This is a genomic window from Chitinimonas sp. (assembly GCF_041904975.1).
GTDB lineage: Bacteria > Pseudomonadota > Gammaproteobacteria > Burkholderiales > Chitinimonadaceae > Chitinimonas.
On sequence record NZ_JAYRLZ010000069.1, the window covers coordinates 1 to 17,432 of the forward strand.

Genomic DNA, 17,432 nt, shown 5'->3' on the forward strand with positions numbered 1-17,432 from the left:
ATGACTGGGACAACCGCGTCTATGCGATCAGCCCCGGCAGCCAGGCCACCCTGGCGGCGATCGGCGGCTGGCAGTTGCCGGAAGGGCGCCTGGGTCGTATCCGCGTCATGGATGTGCGCGGCGATGCTGGCGGTGCGATCCGTTTCGATGCGCTGGACCTCGGCAGTGAGCAGCTGGCCGCCACGGTGGAGAACCGCAGCCTGCAGTCCAGCCTGTGGGCGGCGTTGCAAGGGCGCGCCAGCTTGTTCACCGCTGCCGAGTTGACCGCTGTGGACTTTGCCGGCAAGGCGGTCACCCTTTCCCTGGCCGACGGTCGCAGCCTGCGTGCCAGGTTGGCAGTGGCGGCCGATGGCGCCCAGTCCTGGCTAAGGCAGCAAGCCGGCATCGATTTCAAGCGCTGGCCGTATCAGCAGCGCGGCGTGGTGGCGAATTTCCGCTGCGAAAAACCGCATGCCGATATGGCGCGCCAGTGGTTTCGTGGCGACGGCATCCTCGCCTGGCTGCCCTTGCCGGGGCGACAGATTTCCATTGTCTGGTCGACCGATGATGCACATGCCGCTGAACTTTGTGCTTTGCCACCCGCCGAACTGGCTGTGCGGGTTGCGGCAGCCGGCGCTTATGCGCTTGGAGAGTTCACTCCCTTGACCCCGGCTGCGGCCTTCCCGCTGGTGCTGGGGCGCGCTGCCTCGGCGGTGGGCCAGCGGCTTGCCCTGGTGGGCGATGCCGCACATACCGTGCATCCGCTGGCCGGGCAGGGCGTCAACCTCGGGTTTGGCGATGTCAAGGTACTGGCCGAGGTGCTCAATGGTGCAGCAGCCAAGGCAACAGGCCGGCCAGATCCGGGTGATGCCCTGTTGCTGGCGCGCTATGCGCGTGGCCGCGCCGAGGATGTGTTGCTGATGCAAACCCTGTGTGATGGCCTGCAAAAACTGTTCGGTCGCAGCGATGCTTTGAGTGCCCGCTTGCGCAATGCAGGCTTGAGTCTTACCAACCGTGCTGGCCCGATCAAGCGCAGCTTGATGCGGCAGGCATTTCAATAACCGATTTTCATCATTCTGGAATTCATCATGAATCGTATTGCTCAATGCCTTGCCATCGCCCTTGCCGGCCTGGCCATGACTGCCTGCGTCGATGCCGCCGGCGAGCCGGATCTCGGCGCCATCAAGACCGAGCTGGGCAAAAAGTTCAATGGTCGCACCGTGCAAAGCGTGCGGCCGACCCCGCTGAAAGGCTTGTACGAGGTGGTGCTGGCGCCGCGTCAGGTGGTGTATGCCGATGCCAAGGGCGATTACATCCTGGTGGGCGATATGGTGGACATGAAGCGTCGTGCCAGCCTGACCGAGGAGCGCATGCGTGAACTGTCCCGCACGGACTTCAACAAACTGCCGTTCGATCAGGCGCTCAAACTGGTCAAGGGCGATGGTTCGCGCAAAGTGGCGGTGTTCTCCGACCCGGACTGCCCGTTCTGCAAGAAGCTGGAGCGCGATACCCTGGCCAAGCTCGACAATGTCACCATCTACACCTTCCTGCTGCCCTTGACCCAGCTGCACCCGGATGCCACGCGCAAGTCCAATCTGATCTGGTGTGCGCAAGACAAGCAAAAGAGCTGGGAAGAGTGGATCACCGCCGGCAAATTGCCGGCCAATGATGGCAGCTGCCCGACTCCGGTGGCCGAGCTGGCCAAGCTCGGCGAGAAGCTTGGCATCAACGGCACGCCGACCATGGTGTTCGAGAGTGGCGAAGTGGCCTCGGGTGCCATGGAAGCGCCCGATTTCGAGGCCAAGCTGGTCGCCAAGAAACCCTGATCGAAGGTAACCATGGGTGCCAAGGCTAGGCTAGCCCTTGCGCTCCTTGCTTCGCTGCTGTGGCATGGCCTGTGGCTGGCCTTGCCGCAGGCACCGCATCGCGGCAGCCCGCAGCGGCCGCCGCCGGCACGGGTAAGCGAATTGCGCGTCGGTATCCGGCTGTATTCGACTTCCACCTTGGTGAAGGCGAAGCCGCCCAGCCCCAAGGCGGCGGAGCAGACGCCGCCGCCGGCCTATCAGCCCGAGGTGCCGCCGATACAGGCCAGCAGCCTGCCAGACTGGATCGCCGCCCTGGCGCCCGATGCCGACCCGGTGTACTACCCGGCACCGGAAGTCGATGTAAGCGCCAAGCCGCAAGAGCCGATCGCGCTCGATGATGACCCGCTCAACCCGCTGCAAGATGGGCGCGCCTTGCTGGAGTTGCGTATCGACGAAGCAGGCAAGGTCGATGAGGTGGTCGTGCTGGAGGCCAATCCGCCCACATTGCGGCTGGATACCCAGATCGCCGCATTCCGTCAGGCACGCTATAGCCCGGCAGTGCGTGGAGGCCGCCTGGTAAAGAGTCGCAAGCTGCTGGAAGTTTGCTTCGGCAATTGTGGCAATTTGCCGGCAGGCGCCGATAATGCAGCTGTTCCCCCTACTGCGCCCACCCCATGAAGCCTGCCCTGCTCTGGCTGCTCGCCTTGTTGTATGCCGCACAGCTGCATGCCGAGGTGTTGCGGGTGGGGTTTGGCACCAATAAGCCGCCTTATATTTTCGAGACCGAAAAGCGCGGGCTGGAATACGACATCATCGCCGCTGCCGCCCGACGCGCCGGTTTTCAGATCGAGCCCAGCTTTGCGCCCATGGAACGCCAGCATCGCATCATGGCGGCCGGCAAGATCGATGCCATTGCCACTACCCATGAGCAAAGCGGCCTGGCGGCGTCATTCTCCAAGCCCTATATCGAGTATCACAATGTCGCGGTGGCCCTGGCATCGCGCGGCCTGGAAATTCGCAGCATTGCCGATCTCGGGGCGTATTCGGTCAGTGCTTTCCAGCGGGCGCGTAACCTGCTCGGGCCGCAGTTCCAGCAGATGGCCGAATCCAATCCACAATACCGCGAAGAGGCAGAACAGATCGTGCGCAACCGCCTGCTGTTCAGCGGGCGCATCGATGTGGTGGTGGGTGATATACGCATCATCAGTTACTTCAACCGCCAGGTTGCCACCCAGCTCGATACCACCAAGCCGCTGCGCAGCTACGATATCTTCCCGCCCACCCGCTACCGGGTGGCATTTCGCGACACCGCCTGGCGTGACCGTTTCGATGCCGGACTCGATGCGCTGCTTGCCAGTGGCGAATATGCGGCAATCGAGCGGCAGTACCAAGACTATGGTGGCCTGCTGAAGTAGCGGATAGCCAGCTGCGCCGATAGCGGTGCTTGCGGCCCTACCAGATGCGGATACGCGCCGATTCGGGCTTGTACATGCCATCACCGGGCTTGACGTCGAATGCCTGCATGAAGGCATCGCTATTCACTGCTGCGCCAACCGGGCGATACGGTGAGGGGGCGTGCGGGTCGGAGGTCAGTTGCTGCAGGGTGTATTCTTCCGGCGCCTTGCTGCGCCAGATCTGGGCAAAGCCGATAAAGAAACGCTGTTCGCCGGTAAAGCCGTCGATCACCGGCGCGGGCTGGCCACCCAGGCTCAGCTGGTAAGCCTTGAACGCGATTTGCAGCCCCGCCACGTCGGCGATATTCTCGCCCAAGGTCAGCCTGCCATTGATCGGTCGGTTAGGCAGCGGGTGGTATTGACCATATTGTTCGATCAATTGTCCGGTCAACTTGCCGAATGCCTGTCGATCGTCGGACAACCACCAGTCGCGCAGATTGCCGCGCCCGTCAAACTGGCTGCCTTCATCATCAAAGCCGTGGCTGATCTCGTGGCCGATCACCGAGCCGATTCCGCCGTAATTCACCGCATCATCTGCTTCTGCATTGAATAGTGGCGCTTGCAGAAGGCCGGCGGGAAATACGACTTCGTTCAGGGTGGGGTTGTAGTAGGCATTGACGGTCTGAGGTGCGACCAGCCACTCGTCGCGATCAACCGGCTTGCCGAGCTGGCGCATTTCGGCGAGGTGGATGAATTGCGCCGCACGGCCGAGATTGCCGATCAGGTCGTTCGCATCCAGTTCCAGTTTGCTGAAGTCGCGCCATTTGTCCGGGTAGCCGATCTTGACCCGGTAGTGCGCCAGCTTGTCGCGGGCGGCTGCCTTGGTGGCAGGGCTCATCCAGGCAAGGCCGTCGATGCTGCGTCCATATGCATCCAGCAAATGGTCGACCAGTGCCTGTACGCGCGCCTTGGCGCTATCGGGAAAGTGCGCTTGTACATACAGCTTGCCGACCAGCTCGCCCAGATTGCGCTCGACCAGGGCGACACCGAGTTTCCAGCGCGGGCGGATTTCTCGGGCGCCGGATAGCGCCCGGCCACGAAAGGCAAAATTGGCCTCGACAAAGGCATGCGGCAAATAGGGCGCAAAGTGGTTGAGCACCCGGGCACGCAGATAGCACTTCCATGCTTCCAGTGGTTCCTTGCTCAACAGGGTGTCGAAGGTGGCGAAGTAGCTGGGTTGGGTAATATTGATTTCATTGGCGGCTTGTTCCCCGGCTCCGGCTGCCTGCAGCAGATCGTCCCAGTCGATATGCGGCGTCAGCTTCGCCAAGGCACGGCGGTCCAGCTTGTTATAGGTCTTGACCGGATCGCGGTTGTCGGCGCGGCTCCATTGCGCTTCGGCGAGCCGGGTCTCCAGCGCCATTACCATGCGGCTTTGCCGGGCGGCCTGGCTCGCTGTGCTGCCCGCCAGGGCAAACAGCTGGTTCAGATACAGGCGGTAGGCATTGCGCGCCTTGGTAAAGCGCGGGTCGTACACCAGGTAATAGTCGCGATCGGGCAGCCCCAGCCCGCTGCCGAGCGCGTGCAGCAGATAACGGCTGGAATCGCGTGCGTCCTGGTCGACACCGACGCTGATGGCCAGATACATGCGCAGCTGCTGGAATGCCCCCAGTGTCTTGACTACATCGTCGGTACTGGCAATGGCATCGACCTGATCCAGCCAGCGCTGGATCGGTGCGATACCGCGTGCTTCCACCTCGGCCTCGTTCATGAAGCTGGCGTACAGAGCGGCAATCTGCCGCGCATTGGCATCGTCCTTGCGGTTGGCGGCGGTTTCGATGATCTGCCGCACCCGCTGCTCGGACAGGTCACGCAATTCCTGGAAGGCGCTCCAGCTCGACTGATCACCGGGAATGCTGGTTCTCGCCACCCAGCCGCCATTGACTGCCTGGTACAGATTGTCCTGGATGCGCACCGACGGATCGAAATTGCGTTTATCGATGCCGGAGGCAAGCTCAGCCCGAACAAGGAGCGGCACTGCCAGCAGGGCAGCGCACAGTAGCGGGCTTGTCTTCATGATAGGGCGCGGCACTGGCCGCAAGAAGCTGATTGAGTCACAACGGGGAGTGTAGACGTAAGCGGACAGCCGCAGTCAAACACCCGGCGCAGGGCCGGGTGTTTGCCGTTGCTGGCTTACCAGATGCGGATGCGTTCCTGTTCCGGCTTGAACATGCCATCGCCCGGCTTCACGCCAAAGGCGGCAACAAAGGCATCGCTATTGACTGCAGCGCCGATCGGACGGAACTCCGAAGGTGCGTGCACATCGCTGCTTAGCATCTGCAGGGCGCGCTCTTCACGCACCTTGCTGCGCCACACTTGCGAGAAGCCGATAAAGAAGCGCTGCTCGCCGGTGAAGCCATCCATCACCTTGGCCGGCTTGTCACCGAGGCTCAGCTGGTAGGCCTTGTAGGCGATCTGCAAGCCGGACAGGTCAGCGATATTCTCGCCCAGGGTCAGCTTGCCGTTGACGTGGCGATTGGGGATGGGCATGTACTGGTCGTACTGGGTGACCAGGCGCTCGGTCACGCTGCTGAATGCCTTGCGATCATCCTCCTGCCACCAGTTGCGCAGATTGCCGCGCGCATCGAACTGGCTGCCCTGGTCGTCGAAGCCATGGCTGATCTCATGGCCGATCACCGAGCCGATGCCGCCGTAGTTCACCGCATCATCGGCGCTGGCGTTGAAGAATGGTGGCTGCAAGATGGCGGCCGGGAACACGATCTCGTTCATTTCAGCGCTGTAATAGGCATTCACCGTCTGCGGGGTGATAAACCATTCATCGCGGTCGACTGGCTTACCCAGGCGGGCGAGATCGAAGCGATGGGCAAATTGCGCGCCACGCACGAAGTTGCCGAACAGATCATCGCTATTGAGCGTCAGCGCGCTGTAGTCGCGCCATTTGTTCGGGTAACCGATCTTCACGCCGTAGTGGGCGAGCTTCTCCTTGGCTGCAGCCTTGGTAGCAGGGCTCATCCAACCGAGCTTGTCGATGCTCTGGCCATAGGCCTTCATCAGATTGCCGACCAGTTCTTCCATGCGTGCCTTGGCGCTGGCCGGGAAGTATTGCGCGGCATACAGCTTGCCGACCGATTCGCCCAGATTGGCCTCCACCAGCGCCACGCCACGCTTCCAGCGCGGGCGGTTTTCCTTGGCGCCGGCCAGGGCCTGGTCATGATAGGCGAAGCTGGCCTCGACAAAGGCGCTGGGCAATACCGGGGCGAAATGGTCGAGCACGCGTGCGCGCAGATAGTCCTTCCATACCGCCAGCGATTCGCTGCCCAGCATGCCGTCCAGTGCCTTGAAATAGGTCGGCTGGCCGATATCCACCTCGCTGGCCGCGCTGGCGCCGGCTGCTTCGAGGAAGGCGGTCCAGTCCAGATTCGGGGTCAGGGCCTTCAGGCCAGCGCGATCCATCTTGTTGTAGGTCTTTTGCGGATCGCGGTTTTCCACGCGGCTCCATTGCAGCTTGGCCAAGCGGGTTTCCAGTGCCACCACGGCAGCGGCCTGGCTGGCGGCAGCTTCCTTCTTGCTGCCGGCCAGGGTGAACAGGCTGGTCAGATAGTTGAGGTAGGCTTCGCGCGCCTTCACAAAGCGCGGGTCATCCACCAGGTAATAGTCGCGGTCCGGCACACCAAGTCCACCCTGACGGGCGCCGAGCAGATAGCGGCTGGAATCCTTGGCATCCAGCCCGACACCGATATTCAGTGGCAGACGCACCCCCTGCTGCTGCAAGGCGCCAAGCACCTTGACCAGATCAGCCTGGCTATTGATGGCATCCACCTTGGCCAGCCAGGGCTTGAGCGGCTCGATACCGAGCTTCTCGACCTGGGCTTCATTCATGAAGCTGGCGTATAGCGCGGCAATCTGCCGTGCATTGGCATCATTGGCCTGCTTGCCGGCGCCCTCGACCAGGGTGCGTACGCGTTGCTCGGACAGATCGCGCAATTCCAGAAAGGCGCCCCAGCGGGTCTGGTCGGCAGGAATCTCGGTGCGCTTTTCCCAGCCACCATTCACTGCCTTGTAGATATTGTCCTGGATGCGCACGCTCGGGTCGAAATTGCTTTTGTCGATGCCCGACGACAATTCGGCATGGGCGGCAAACGGTGCGGCGAGGAAGGCGGCATAAATCAACTGCTGCAGTTTCATGGTCAGATCCTGTGTGGGGTTTACCAGATACGAAGACGCTCGGCGGCCGGTTTATACATGCCGTCGCCGGGTTTGACATCAAAGGCGTTCATAAAGGCATCGCTATTCACCGCCACGCCGATGGCGCGGAATTCGGATGGCGAATGCGGGTCGGTGGTCAGCTGCTGCAGCATGGTCTCATCGCGCCGCTTGTCGCGCCGCGCCTGGGCAAAGCCGATAAAGAAACGCTGCTCACCGGTAAAACCGTCGATCACCGGAGCCGGCTTGCCGTTGAGGCTGAGCTGGTAGGCCTTGAACGCGATCTGCATGCCGGACAGGTCGGCAATGTTTTCGCCCAGGGTGAGCTGGCCGTTGATATGGCGGTTGGCGATCGGCATATAGCCATCGTACTGGCGTACCAGCTGGCTGGTCAGGGCGTCGAAGGCCTGGCGGTCATCGCTTTGCCACCAGTTGCGCAGATTGCCGTCGCCATCGAACTGGCTGCCTCGGCTGTCGAAACCATGGCTGATTTCATGGCCGATCACCGAGCCGATGGCGCCGTAATTGGCTGCATCATCGGCCGCTGCATTGAAATAAGGCTCCTGCAGGAAGGCGGCCGGGAACACGATCTCGTTCATGCTCTGGCTGTAATAGGCGTTCACCGTCTGCGGTGTCATATGCCAGACAGCGCGATCGACCGGCTTGCCCAGCTTGCCGAGCTTGTAACGGTAGTCAAAGCGGGCGCTGCGCATGGCATTGCCGATCAGGTCGTCGGCGCGGATGTCGAGGCCGCCGTCGTCGCGCCATTGGCTCGGGTAGCCGATCTTCACGCCATACTGGGCAAGCTTTTGCCGGGCCGCCGCCTTGGTGGCCGGGCTCATCCATTTGAGCTGGTCGATGCTCTGGTCGTAGGCCTTGATCAGATTGGCGACCATCACTTCCATGCGCGCCTTGGATGCCTCGTTGAAATGCCGTTCGACATAGAGCCGGCCCAAGGCCTCGCCCAAGGCGGCTTCGGCCATCGCCGTGGCATGCTTGTAACGCGGCTTGGCGGACTTGGCGCCGGCCAGGGTCTGCTCGCGGTAGGCAAAGCGGGCATCGACAAAGGTCTTGGGCAGCAAGGCGGCAAAATGGTCGAGCAAGCGGGCACGCAGATAGTCGCGCCACACTGCCAGATCGGCATCAAGCGGCTCGCCCTTGCCGATCAGTTCGGCCAGCGCGCTGACATAGCTGGGCTGGGTGATATTGAATTTGGCGGCAGTCGCAGCACCGGCAGCATCGAGCCACGGCGCCCAGTCCAGCGCCGGGCTCAGCGCGGCCAGGCCGGCGCGATCGCGCTTGTTATGGGTTTTTTGCACATCGCGGCTTTCCACCCGGCTCCAGTGCAGCTTGGCCAGGCGGCCTTCCAGCGCCAGCACGGCATCGGCTTGCGCGCCTGCCTGCTCGGGCTTGCTGCCACTTTGCACAAACAGGGTGTGCAGATACTGCCGGTAGGCTTGTCGCGCTTGGCTGAATCGCTCGTCCTGGCCAAGGTAGTAATCGCGGTCGGGAAGGCCGAGACCGCCCTGGTGCAGGCTGAGCAGATACTGCCTGGCATCGTCGGCATCCTGGCTCAGGCTCAGGTTCAGCGGCAGATTGATGCCGAGCGCCTGCCAGTCGCCCATCAGCTTCAGCAGATCTGTGCGGCTTTGCAGGGCAGCCACGGCATCGAGCAGCGGCTGCAGCGGGGCGATACCCAGTTGCTCGACGCGCGCCTCGTCCATATAGCTGGCGTACAGATCAGCGATTTGTCGTTTGGTCGCATCGTCCGGCTTGGCGGCGCAGGCCTTGATCAGTTCGCGTACCCGATGCTCGGTGCGGCTGCGCATCTCGCTGATGGCCCCCCAGCGGGCCTGATCAGCCGGGATCTCGGTTTTTTGCAGCCAGGCGCCATTCACCGCCTGGTACAGATTGTCCTGGATGCGCACAGCGGGGTCGAAGGCGGATTTGTCGATGCCGGAAAGTATGTCGGCAGCAATGGCGCCGGGGGCGCTCAGGGCGATGGCGAAAAGCCAGGGTTTCAGCATGGTCAATGCACGGGGCTTTCAGTGAGAGGTTGAGAGGGGGCGCGTTTGCCTGATCGACTGTCTCGATCGATCGCCGCAATGGCCAGGCAGATGGCGCACAGCATGACGCTGAATTCCGCGCCGCCATTGCCGAATTCGCCGACAAACCAGCCAAGCTTGAGGTGGATGAAGACGATGCCCACCGTGCTGATGCCGAACATGCCGAGCGCCACCCATTTGGCAAAACGGTTGAGGATGAGCAGGCTGCCGCCAACCAGCTCGATGCAGGTGGCGGCAATGCCCAATTGGTAGGCGAAGGGCATGCCGAATTCGCTCAGGCCGATACCCAGGCCTTTGAAATAGTCAGCCTCGGTAAAGCGGGATGCGGCGTGGATCATGAAGAATAGTGCCAGCGCGGTGCGCAGGATGGCATAGCCCTGCTGCGGTTTTACATAGGGGAAATGAGCGATATGCCATTGCAGCGAGCCAGGCTGGGCAGCACGGTGGCTAGTACGCGCCTGGCTGGCCAGGAACAGGCAGAGTGCGCACTGCACAAAGCTGAACTCCATGCCGCCGTCGCCATATTCGGCCACCCACCAGCCGGCGTGCGACTGTACCAGCAACATGCTGCCCGCGCTGATCAGGAACAAGCCGCTTGCCACCCAGCGGGTGCCGCGATCGAGCAGCAGCAAGGGGGCGCCGATCAATTCAAACGCGGTCACCAGCCAGGCAATGGCCTGGCCATAGGGCAGGCCGAAACCGGCGAGAAAGCCGCCAATCTGGCTGAAGTAGCCAGGTGTCACTAGCCGCATGACAGCATGGCCGGCATAAACCGCCGCCAGGGCAAGGCGCAGAAGCAGCAAGGCGTGCCGCTGCGCGATAAACGGGAAGTTGTGCAGCCATTGGCTCATTTTCGGCCCCCAGGGACAAGGCACGGGCTGGCGCTGAGGCCAGCCCGCCAGCGCTTACCAGATGCGGATGCGCTGCTCCGGTGCCTTGAACATGCCGTCACCGGGCTTCACCTGGAAGGCCTCGACAAAGGCATCGCTATTGACGGCGGCGCCGATGGCGCGGAATTCCGACGGCGAGTGCGGATCGGTCACCAGGCCTTGCAAGGTGGCCTTGTCGCGGCTCTTTTCACGCCATACCTGGGCAAAGCCGATAAAGAAGCGTTGATCCGGCGTAAAGCCATCGAGCGTCTCGCCGCTCTTGCCATCGAGCGACAGGCGGTAGGCCTTGTAGGCGATCTGCAGGCCGGACAGGTCGGCAATATTCTCGCCCAGGGTCAGTTTGCCATTGATATAGCGGCCCTTCAGCGGCGCATAGGCGTTGTACTGTGCCACCAGCCGGCTGGTCAGGCCGGTGAAGGCCTTCTTGTCCATATCCAGCCACCATTCGCGCATATTGCCGTTGCCGTCGAAACGGGCGCCTTCGTCGTCGAAACCGTGGCTGATCTCATGGCCGATCACCGCACCGATGCCGCCATAATTGACCGCATCGTCGGCATTGGCATCAAAGAACGGCGGCTGCAAGATGGCGGCCGGGAACACGATTTCGTTCAGGCTCGGGTTGTAGTAGGCGTTCACCGTTTGCGGCGTCATGCCCCATTCGCTGCGATCCACCGGTTTGCCCAGGTGCTCGATATCGTAGCGATAGGCGAACTCGCTGCCGCGCACGAAGTTGCCGAACAAGTCGCCCGCCTTTACCTCAAGGCCGCTGTAATCGCGCCACTTGCTCGGGTAGCCGATCTTCACCATGTATTTGGACAGCTTGTCCTGCGCCTGCTTGCGGGTTTCCGGGCTCATCCACGCCAGCTTGTCGATGCTTTGCGCATAGGCCTTCATCAGATTGGCGACCAGGGTATCCATGCGGCTCTTGGCTTCGGCAGTGAAGTAGCGCGCTACATATTGCTGGCCGACCACTTCGCCGAGGTTGTCTTCCACCAGGGCGACGCCACGGCGCCAGCGCGGCTTCAGCGCCTTGGCGCCGGCAATGTCCTGTTCGTGGAAGGCAAAGTGGGCATTGACAAAGGCTTGTGGCAACACCGGTGCAAAACGGTCCAGCACATGGGCGCTGACATAGTCGCGCCATACCTGGATCGATTCGCCATTGATCAGCTCGGCCATGGCCTTGGCATAGCTGGGCTGGTTCAGATTGACCGCGTCGTCCTTGATCTCGGCAGCGGCCAGAAAGGCGTTCCAGTCAAACGCGGCGGTCTTGGCCAGGCCGGCGCGGTCGAGCTTGTTATAGGTTTTTTCCGGATCGCGGTTTTCCACCTTGCTCCACTGGGCGGTGGCCAGCTTGGTTTCCAAGGCCATGACCGCGGTGGCCTTCTGGCGCGCTTCGGCTTCGCTATGGCCGGCCAGGGTAAACAGCTTGGTCAGGTAGCCGAGGTAGGCCGTACGTGCCTTGGCCATGCGCGCATCTTTTTGCAGATAGTAGTCGCGATCGGGCAGGCCGAGGCCCGATTGCACCACGCTGAGCAGATAGCGGCTCGAATCCTTGTAATCGACATTGGTGCCGATATTGAGCGGCAAGCTGACGCCCAGCGCCTGCAATTTGCCGAATTCGGCCACCAGCGCCGGCTTGTCGCCGATGGCATTGATGCGCTCCAGCAGGGGCTTGAGCGGGGCGATACCGGCTTTCTCTACCGCTGCTTCATCCATAAAGCTGCCGTAAAAGTCGGCAATCTTGCGCGCCTCGACATTGCTGGCCGGCTCATTGGCGGCCTTCTCGATAATGTCGCGCACCCGCTTTTCCGAGGTCTCGCGCAGCTCGGCAAAGGCGCCCCACCAGGTGCGGTCAGCCGGGATCTCGGCCGTCTTCAGCCAGGCGCCATTGACTGCCTTGAACAGATTGTCCTGGATACGCACTTTCGGATCGAAGTTCTTCTTGTCGATGCCGGAAGTCAGCGCCGAGGCCACCATTGGAAAAGCACAGGCAATGACACAGGCAAGATGACGCAGCTGCATAGTAATCCCCATATTTGGACAGCCGCCGGCATGCCGGCAGCGAAGCCGGCCTTATGCCACGGGTAAATGGGGGATGACCAGCATTCTGTGACGAATGGCAGCCGGCTGTGACGAATCGGGCACAGGCGGCGATGAAGCCGCCAAGCCAGAGCCAGGGCTGATCGAGGCAATGTTTTTATACAAATGCGACAGGATTGCACGCGCTTGCCGGTGCTAAACTCGCCGCGCTTATCTGTGCGAGCACGAGGCCGGACACGGCTCTTTTACGCGCTCTTGGGCCAGGCGTTTGCGCGCCGCCCGCAACCGTTTCAACTGCCTAACGAGATACCCGATGATCCGTCATGCCGCAGGCTGGCTGTTCGGTGGTGCTGTTGTTGCCGTCGTCGCCTATGCCGCCTTCAAACCCGCAAGCAAACCAGCCGATGCTGCGGCCGCCACCCGACCGGTGCCGGTGGTGGTGGCACTGAGCCATAGCGAAGATGTGCCAGTGCGCCTCGAGGCGCAAGGCCTGGTGCAATCGCACAAGCAGGTGGATATCCGCCCGCAGGTGGCCAGCACGGTGCGGCAGGTGCATGTGCGCGAAGGGCAGGAGGTGAAGGCCGGCCAGCTGCTGTTTACCCTGGATGGCCGCGCCGATGCGGCGCGCACCGCTCAGGGCGATGCGCAGGTGGCGCAGATACAGGCGCAGCTGGCCGATGCCGAGCGCAGCCTGGCGCGCAGCCGCGAATTGCTGCGCAAGGGCTTTGTGGCGCAGGGGGCGGTGGATAGCAGCCAGGCCAGTGTGGATGCGCTACGCGCTGCCCTGGCCGCCAACCAGGCGGCGCGCGATGGTAGCCGGGTAACGCTGGGCTACCAGACCCTGGTGGCCCCGTTCGCCGGCCGGGTCGGCGCCATCGATGTGCACGAGGGTTCGCTGGTGCAGCCGGGTATGGCCGCTCCCATGCTTAGCCTGAATCAGCTTGATCCGGTTGATGTCAGCTTTACCCTGCCGCAGCGCGAACTGAGCCGGCTGCTGGCGGCGCAGGCCGCCGGTGTGGTGCCAGCCCAGGCTTTGCCCGATGGCGGCAAGCCGCTCGATGGCAAGCTGGTGTTTATCGATAACGCGGTAGATGCCAGTACCGGCGCCATTCGCGTCAAGGCGGAATTCGCCAACCCGCAGCGCAGCCTGTGGCCCGGCGCCTTCGTGCGGGTGGCAGTGGCGCTCGGGGTGGACAAGCAGGCTGTGGTGTTGCCGATCGGTGCGGTGCAGACCGGGCCGGACGGGCAGTTTGTCTATGTGGTGGCCGCCGACAGCACGGTAAAGCGCCAGCCGATTGCACTGGCGCGGGTATTGAGCCGCGACGGCAAGCAGTTCGGTGTCGTCACCGGTCTGGCCGGTCAGCAGAAGGTGGTGGCCGAAGGCGGTCAGAACTTGCGGCCGGGCGGCAAGGTGGTCGAAACCAAGCCGGAGGCCGGCAAGGCGGGCGAGCGCAAGGCAACCGGCGCCCAGCCGGACGGCGCCAAGCCAGCTGCTGAAGCCAAACCCGCCAAGGGTGCCTGACAGGTCTTTAGGGCGGGGCGCTTGCCCCGTCGCCACTGTAGGCCTGCCGGTGCCGCCGGCAGGCAGAATCGATTGCCACTATGCATATCTCTGAACTCTGCATCCGCCGCCCGGTGATGACCACCTTGCTGTCGCTGTCGGCGGTGCTGCTCGGCATCTATGCCTACGGCCTGTTGCCGATTGCCGCGCTGCCTTCTTTCGATACGCCCACCATCAGCGTCAATGCCTCTCTGCCCGGCGCCAGCCCGGAGACCATGGCCTCGTCGGTGGCCACGCCGCTGGAAAAGCAGTTTTCCATCATTGCCGGGGTCAACACCATTACCTCGACCTCCAGCCAGGGGGCGACACAGATTTCGCTGGAGTTTGCCGAAGGCCGCGATATCGACAAAGCAGCGGTCGATGTGCAAGCCGCGCTATTGCGCGCCCAGCGCGAGCTGCCCGCCGATATGACCTCGCTGCCCAGCTATCGCAAGGTCAATCCGGCCGACCAGCCCATCCTGCTGATCGGACTTACCTCGCCCTCGCTGCCACTGTCGGAGCTGAACGACTATGCCGAGAACCTGATCAGCCCCAATCTCGCCACCATTTCCGGCGTGGCCCAGGTGAATATCTTCGGGCAGAAGAAATTCGCGGTACGGGTCAGTGTCGACCCGGACAAGCTGGCGGCGGCCAATCTGGCGCTGAGCGAGGTGAGCAGCGCCATTCGTGCTGCCAATGCCAACAGCCCGGTCGGCTATCTCGATGGCCAGCGCCAGCAGCTGATCATCAGCGCCAACAAGCAGCTGAAGAATGCCGCCCAGTTCGGCGAGGTGGTGGTGGCCTGGCGCAATGGCGGGCCACTGCGGCTGCGTGATATCGCCCGGCTGGAGGATAGCGTGGAAACCCTCACTGCCGCCTCGTGGATCATGGGCGAGCGCGGCATTGTGCTGGCCATCCAGCGCCAGCCCGATGCCAATACCGTGGCGGTGGTCGATGCCATACGCCAGGCCTTGCCACGGCTGTCGGCGCAGCTGCCCGGCTCGGTAAAGGTGCAGCAGCTGAGCGACCGCTCCACCTCGATCCGCGATTCCATTCACGATGTGAACATCAGCCTCGGCCTGACCGTGTTGCTGGTGGTGCTGGTGATCTTCCTGTTCCTGCGCCGCGCGGTGGCAACGCTGATCCCGACCCTGACCCTGCCGATCTCGCTGGTATCCACCTTCGCCCTGATGGCCTGGCTCGGCCACTCGCTCAACAATATCTCCCTGCTGGGCATCACCCTGGCGGTGGGCCTGGTGGTGGACGATGCCATCGTGGTGCTGGAAAACATCGTCCGCTATATCGAGCAGGGCATGAAACCGTTCGAGGCGGCGATCAAGGGGGCGCGCGAAGTCAGCTTTACCATCGTGTCGATCTCGCTATCCTTGGTGGCGGTGTTTATCCCTATCTTTTTCATGCCCGGCGTGATCGGCCTGCTGTTCCATGAATTCGCCGTGGTGGTGTCGCTGGCGATCTTGGTGTCGGCGGTGTCCTCGCTCACCCTCATTCCGATGCTGTGCGCCTTCTTTCTCAAGCATGAGGCGCACGACCAGCCGGCCAATGCACTGAACCGCCTGTTCGAACGCGGCTTCGATGCGCTGCTCGGCAGCTACCGCAGCACCCTTGATTGGGCGCTGCGCCGCCGTGCCGTGCTACTGGGGGTGGCTTTGCTGACCTTTGCGCTGACCGGCTGGTTTTTCTACATCATCCCCAAGGGTTTTTTCCCGGAAGAGGATATCGGCCAGATCCAGGTCAGCACCGAAGCGTCGCTCGATATCTCTTACCCGTCGATGATGGCGCTGCACCGCCAGGCAGAGGCGCGGGTACGCGACAATCCGCATGTGGCCTATCTGGTATCGGCCGTAGGTGGTGGCAACAATTCCAGCAATACCGGGCGCATGTTCATCACCCTCAAGCCGAAATCCGAACGACCGAAGATGAGCGAGGTGGTGGAAAGCCTGCGCAAATCGGTGGGCGGCATCGCCGGCCTGCGCGTGTATTTCAACCCGACTCAGAATCTGCGTCTGGGCGGGCGGCCCAGCAAGGCGCGCTACCAGTACACCTTGCAGAGCGTGCAGGCCGACGAGCTGTATTTCTGGTCGGACAAGTTGCTGCGCACCCTGCGCGATGATCCGCTATTGCGCGATGTCACCTCCGACGCCCAGCTCAATGGCCTGCAGGCCTCGCTGAAGATCGATCGCGACCGCGCCGCCGCGCTCGGCATCGATATGCAGACCCTGCGCGACACCCTGTATGCGGCATTCGGCGAGCGCCAGGTCGGCACCATCTATACAGCCACCGATGCCTACCAGGTGATCATGCGGCTGGACGACCCTTATCGCAGCGACGAAACTGCCTTTGCCCGGCTCAAGCTGCGCAGCAAGAGCGGCGCGCTGGTGCCGCTCTTGGCCTTTGCCAGCGTGCAGCGCACCGTGGGGCCGACCGCGGTCAACCACCAGGGCCAGTTGCAATCGGTCACCATCTCCTTCAATCTGGCGCCGGGTGCGGTGCTGGGCGAGGCGCTCAAGCATTTCGACAACGCCCGCCACAAGCTGAACATGCCCGCTTCGGTGCTGAGCAGCCTGGGGGGCGATGCGGCGGTATTCCAGCAAAGCCAGGGTAATCAGCTTGCCCTGCTGCTGCTGGCGCTGGGGGTGATCTATGTGCTGCTCGGCGTGCTGTACGAGAGCTATATCCACCCGATCACCATTCTGGCCGGCATACCGTCAGCCGCGGTCGGCGCCCTGATGACGCTGCGCCTGTTCAATATCGACCTGACCCTGATCGCCACCATCGGCATCCTGCTGTTGATCGGCATCGTCAAGAAAAACGCCATCATGATGATCGACTTCGCCATCGAAGCCCGCCACCAGGGCGAGACCGACCCGGTGAAGGCGATCCGCGAGGCCTGCTTGCTGCGCTTTCGCCCCATCATGATGACCACCCTGGCTGCCCTGATGGGCGCCGTACCCATCGCCGCCGGCTGGGGCGCAGGCGCCGAACTGCGCCAGCCACTCGGCCTTGCGGTCGTCGGCGGCCTGCTGTTCTCGCAGCTGATCACCCTGTTCATCACTCCGGTGCTCTACCTGTTCTTCGATGGCCTGAGCGAGCGGGTAAAGCGGCTCGGGCGGGGCAAGCAGGCGGAAGGCATGGTCTGAGCTAGCCCCGCTGCCTAGCCGCATGCCGGCCGGATAGACCTGCTCCTCCCCCTTTCAAAGGGGGGTAGGAGGGGGCGTAGTCGGGGCGGATTGCAATCGAGCCCCGCCGCTATCTCCGAATGCCGGGCAGGGCCTCTTCATGCGGCAGCGCGTAGGGCGAGATAAGGGCGAAGCGTATTGCGCCGAATGCAAGGCCTTGGTTTTGTGCGCCTGCGGCGCGAGTGTTTTGGGCGGGATTGCGTCCCGCAGCCGCCTGACTTTCTTGTCTTGCCAAGAAAGTCAGCAAAGAAGGCGCGCCCGCGGGGTACCCCCGCGCCCCCCCCGTACCACACCGTA

11 protein-coding genes are annotated in these 17,432 nt (G+C 62.8%); 6 read left to right on the forward strand and 5 right to left on the reverse strand.

Translation table 11 applies throughout. The features are described 5' to 3' along the window. From ACE3OH_RS08765 to ACE3OH_RS08780, 4 genes are all read left to right on the forward strand, one after another. On the forward strand, positions 1–1,040 hold a 1,040-nt coding region (locus ACE3OH_RS08765; RefSeq protein ID WP_374350951.1), incomplete at its 5' end, for an FAD-dependent monooxygenase. A gap of 27 nt (positions 1,041–1,067) precedes the next feature. Continuing rightward, on the forward strand, positions 1,068–1,805 hold the full coding sequence (locus ACE3OH_RS08770; RefSeq protein ID WP_374350953.1) for a DsbC family protein: 738 nt from the start codon (positions 1,068–1,070) through the stop codon (positions 1,803–1,805). 12 nt (positions 1,806–1,817) lie between these two features. Next, complete coding sequence (locus ACE3OH_RS08775; protein ID WP_374350955.1) at positions 1,818–2,462, forward strand: hypothetical protein; 645 nt, start codon at positions 1,818–1,820, stop codon at positions 2,460–2,462. Next, complete coding sequence (locus tag ACE3OH_RS08780; RefSeq protein WP_374350957.1) at positions 2,459–3,199, forward strand: substrate-binding periplasmic protein; 741 nt, start codon at positions 2,459–2,461, stop codon at positions 3,197–3,199. Before ACE3OH_RS08775 ends, ACE3OH_RS08780 begins: the two co-directional genes overlap by 4 nt. A gap of 37 nt (positions 3,200–3,236) precedes the next feature. On the opposite strand, the gene ACE3OH_RS08785 is transcribed toward ACE3OH_RS08780, so the two are convergent. The 5 genes from ACE3OH_RS08785 to ACE3OH_RS08805 all read right to left on the reverse strand — a co-directional run bounded on the left by ACE3OH_RS08785 (position 3,237) and on the right by ACE3OH_RS08805 (position 12,380). After that, positions 3,237–5,255 carry a M13 family metallopeptidase gene (locus ACE3OH_RS08785; RefSeq protein WP_374350959.1) on the reverse strand — a complete coding sequence of 673 codons (2,019 nt, stop codon included), beginning with the start codon at positions 5,253–5,255 and terminating at the stop codon, positions 3,237–3,239. A gap of 116 nt (positions 5,256–5,371) precedes the next feature. Next, entirely contained in the window at positions 5,372–7,384 is a 2,013-nt protein-coding gene (locus tag ACE3OH_RS08790; protein WP_374350961.1) for a M13 family metallopeptidase, read from the reverse strand. Between the two features lie 20 nt (positions 7,385–7,404). Further along, a complete protein-coding gene (locus ACE3OH_RS08795; protein WP_374350965.1) occupies positions 7,405–9,429 on the reverse strand; it encodes a M13 family metallopeptidase in 2,025 nt (674 codons plus the stop codon). A 2-nt stretch (positions 9,430–9,431) separates the two neighbouring features. Then, positions 9,432–10,319 (reverse strand): DoxX family protein, encoded by an 888-nt coding sequence (locus ACE3OH_RS08800; RefSeq protein WP_374350967.1) that lies wholly within the window; start codon positions 10,317–10,319, stop codon positions 9,432–9,434. Positions 10,320–10,373: 54 nt separating this feature from the next. Continuing rightward, positions 10,374–12,380 (reverse strand): M13 family metallopeptidase, encoded by a 2,007-nt coding sequence (locus ACE3OH_RS08805; protein WP_374350969.1) that lies wholly within the window; start codon positions 12,378–12,380, stop codon positions 10,374–10,376. A 331-nt stretch (positions 12,381–12,711) separates the two neighbouring features. Between ACE3OH_RS08805 and ACE3OH_RS08810 the strand changes: the two genes are divergently transcribed. Together ACE3OH_RS08810 and ACE3OH_RS08815 are read left to right on the forward strand one after the other, a co-directional pair. Continuing rightward, positions 12,712–13,920 carry an efflux RND transporter periplasmic adaptor subunit gene (locus tag ACE3OH_RS08810; protein ID WP_374350971.1) on the forward strand — a complete coding sequence of 403 codons (1,209 nt, stop codon included), beginning with the start codon at positions 12,712–12,714 and terminating at the stop codon, positions 13,918–13,920. A gap of 80 nt (positions 13,921–14,000) precedes the next feature. Then, positions 14,001–17,096, forward strand: coding sequence for an efflux RND transporter permease subunit (locus tag ACE3OH_RS08815; RefSeq protein WP_374350973.1), 3,096 nt, complete (start codon positions 14,001–14,003; stop codon positions 17,094–17,096). The last annotated feature ends 336 nt before the right edge of the window (positions 17,097–17,432 follow it).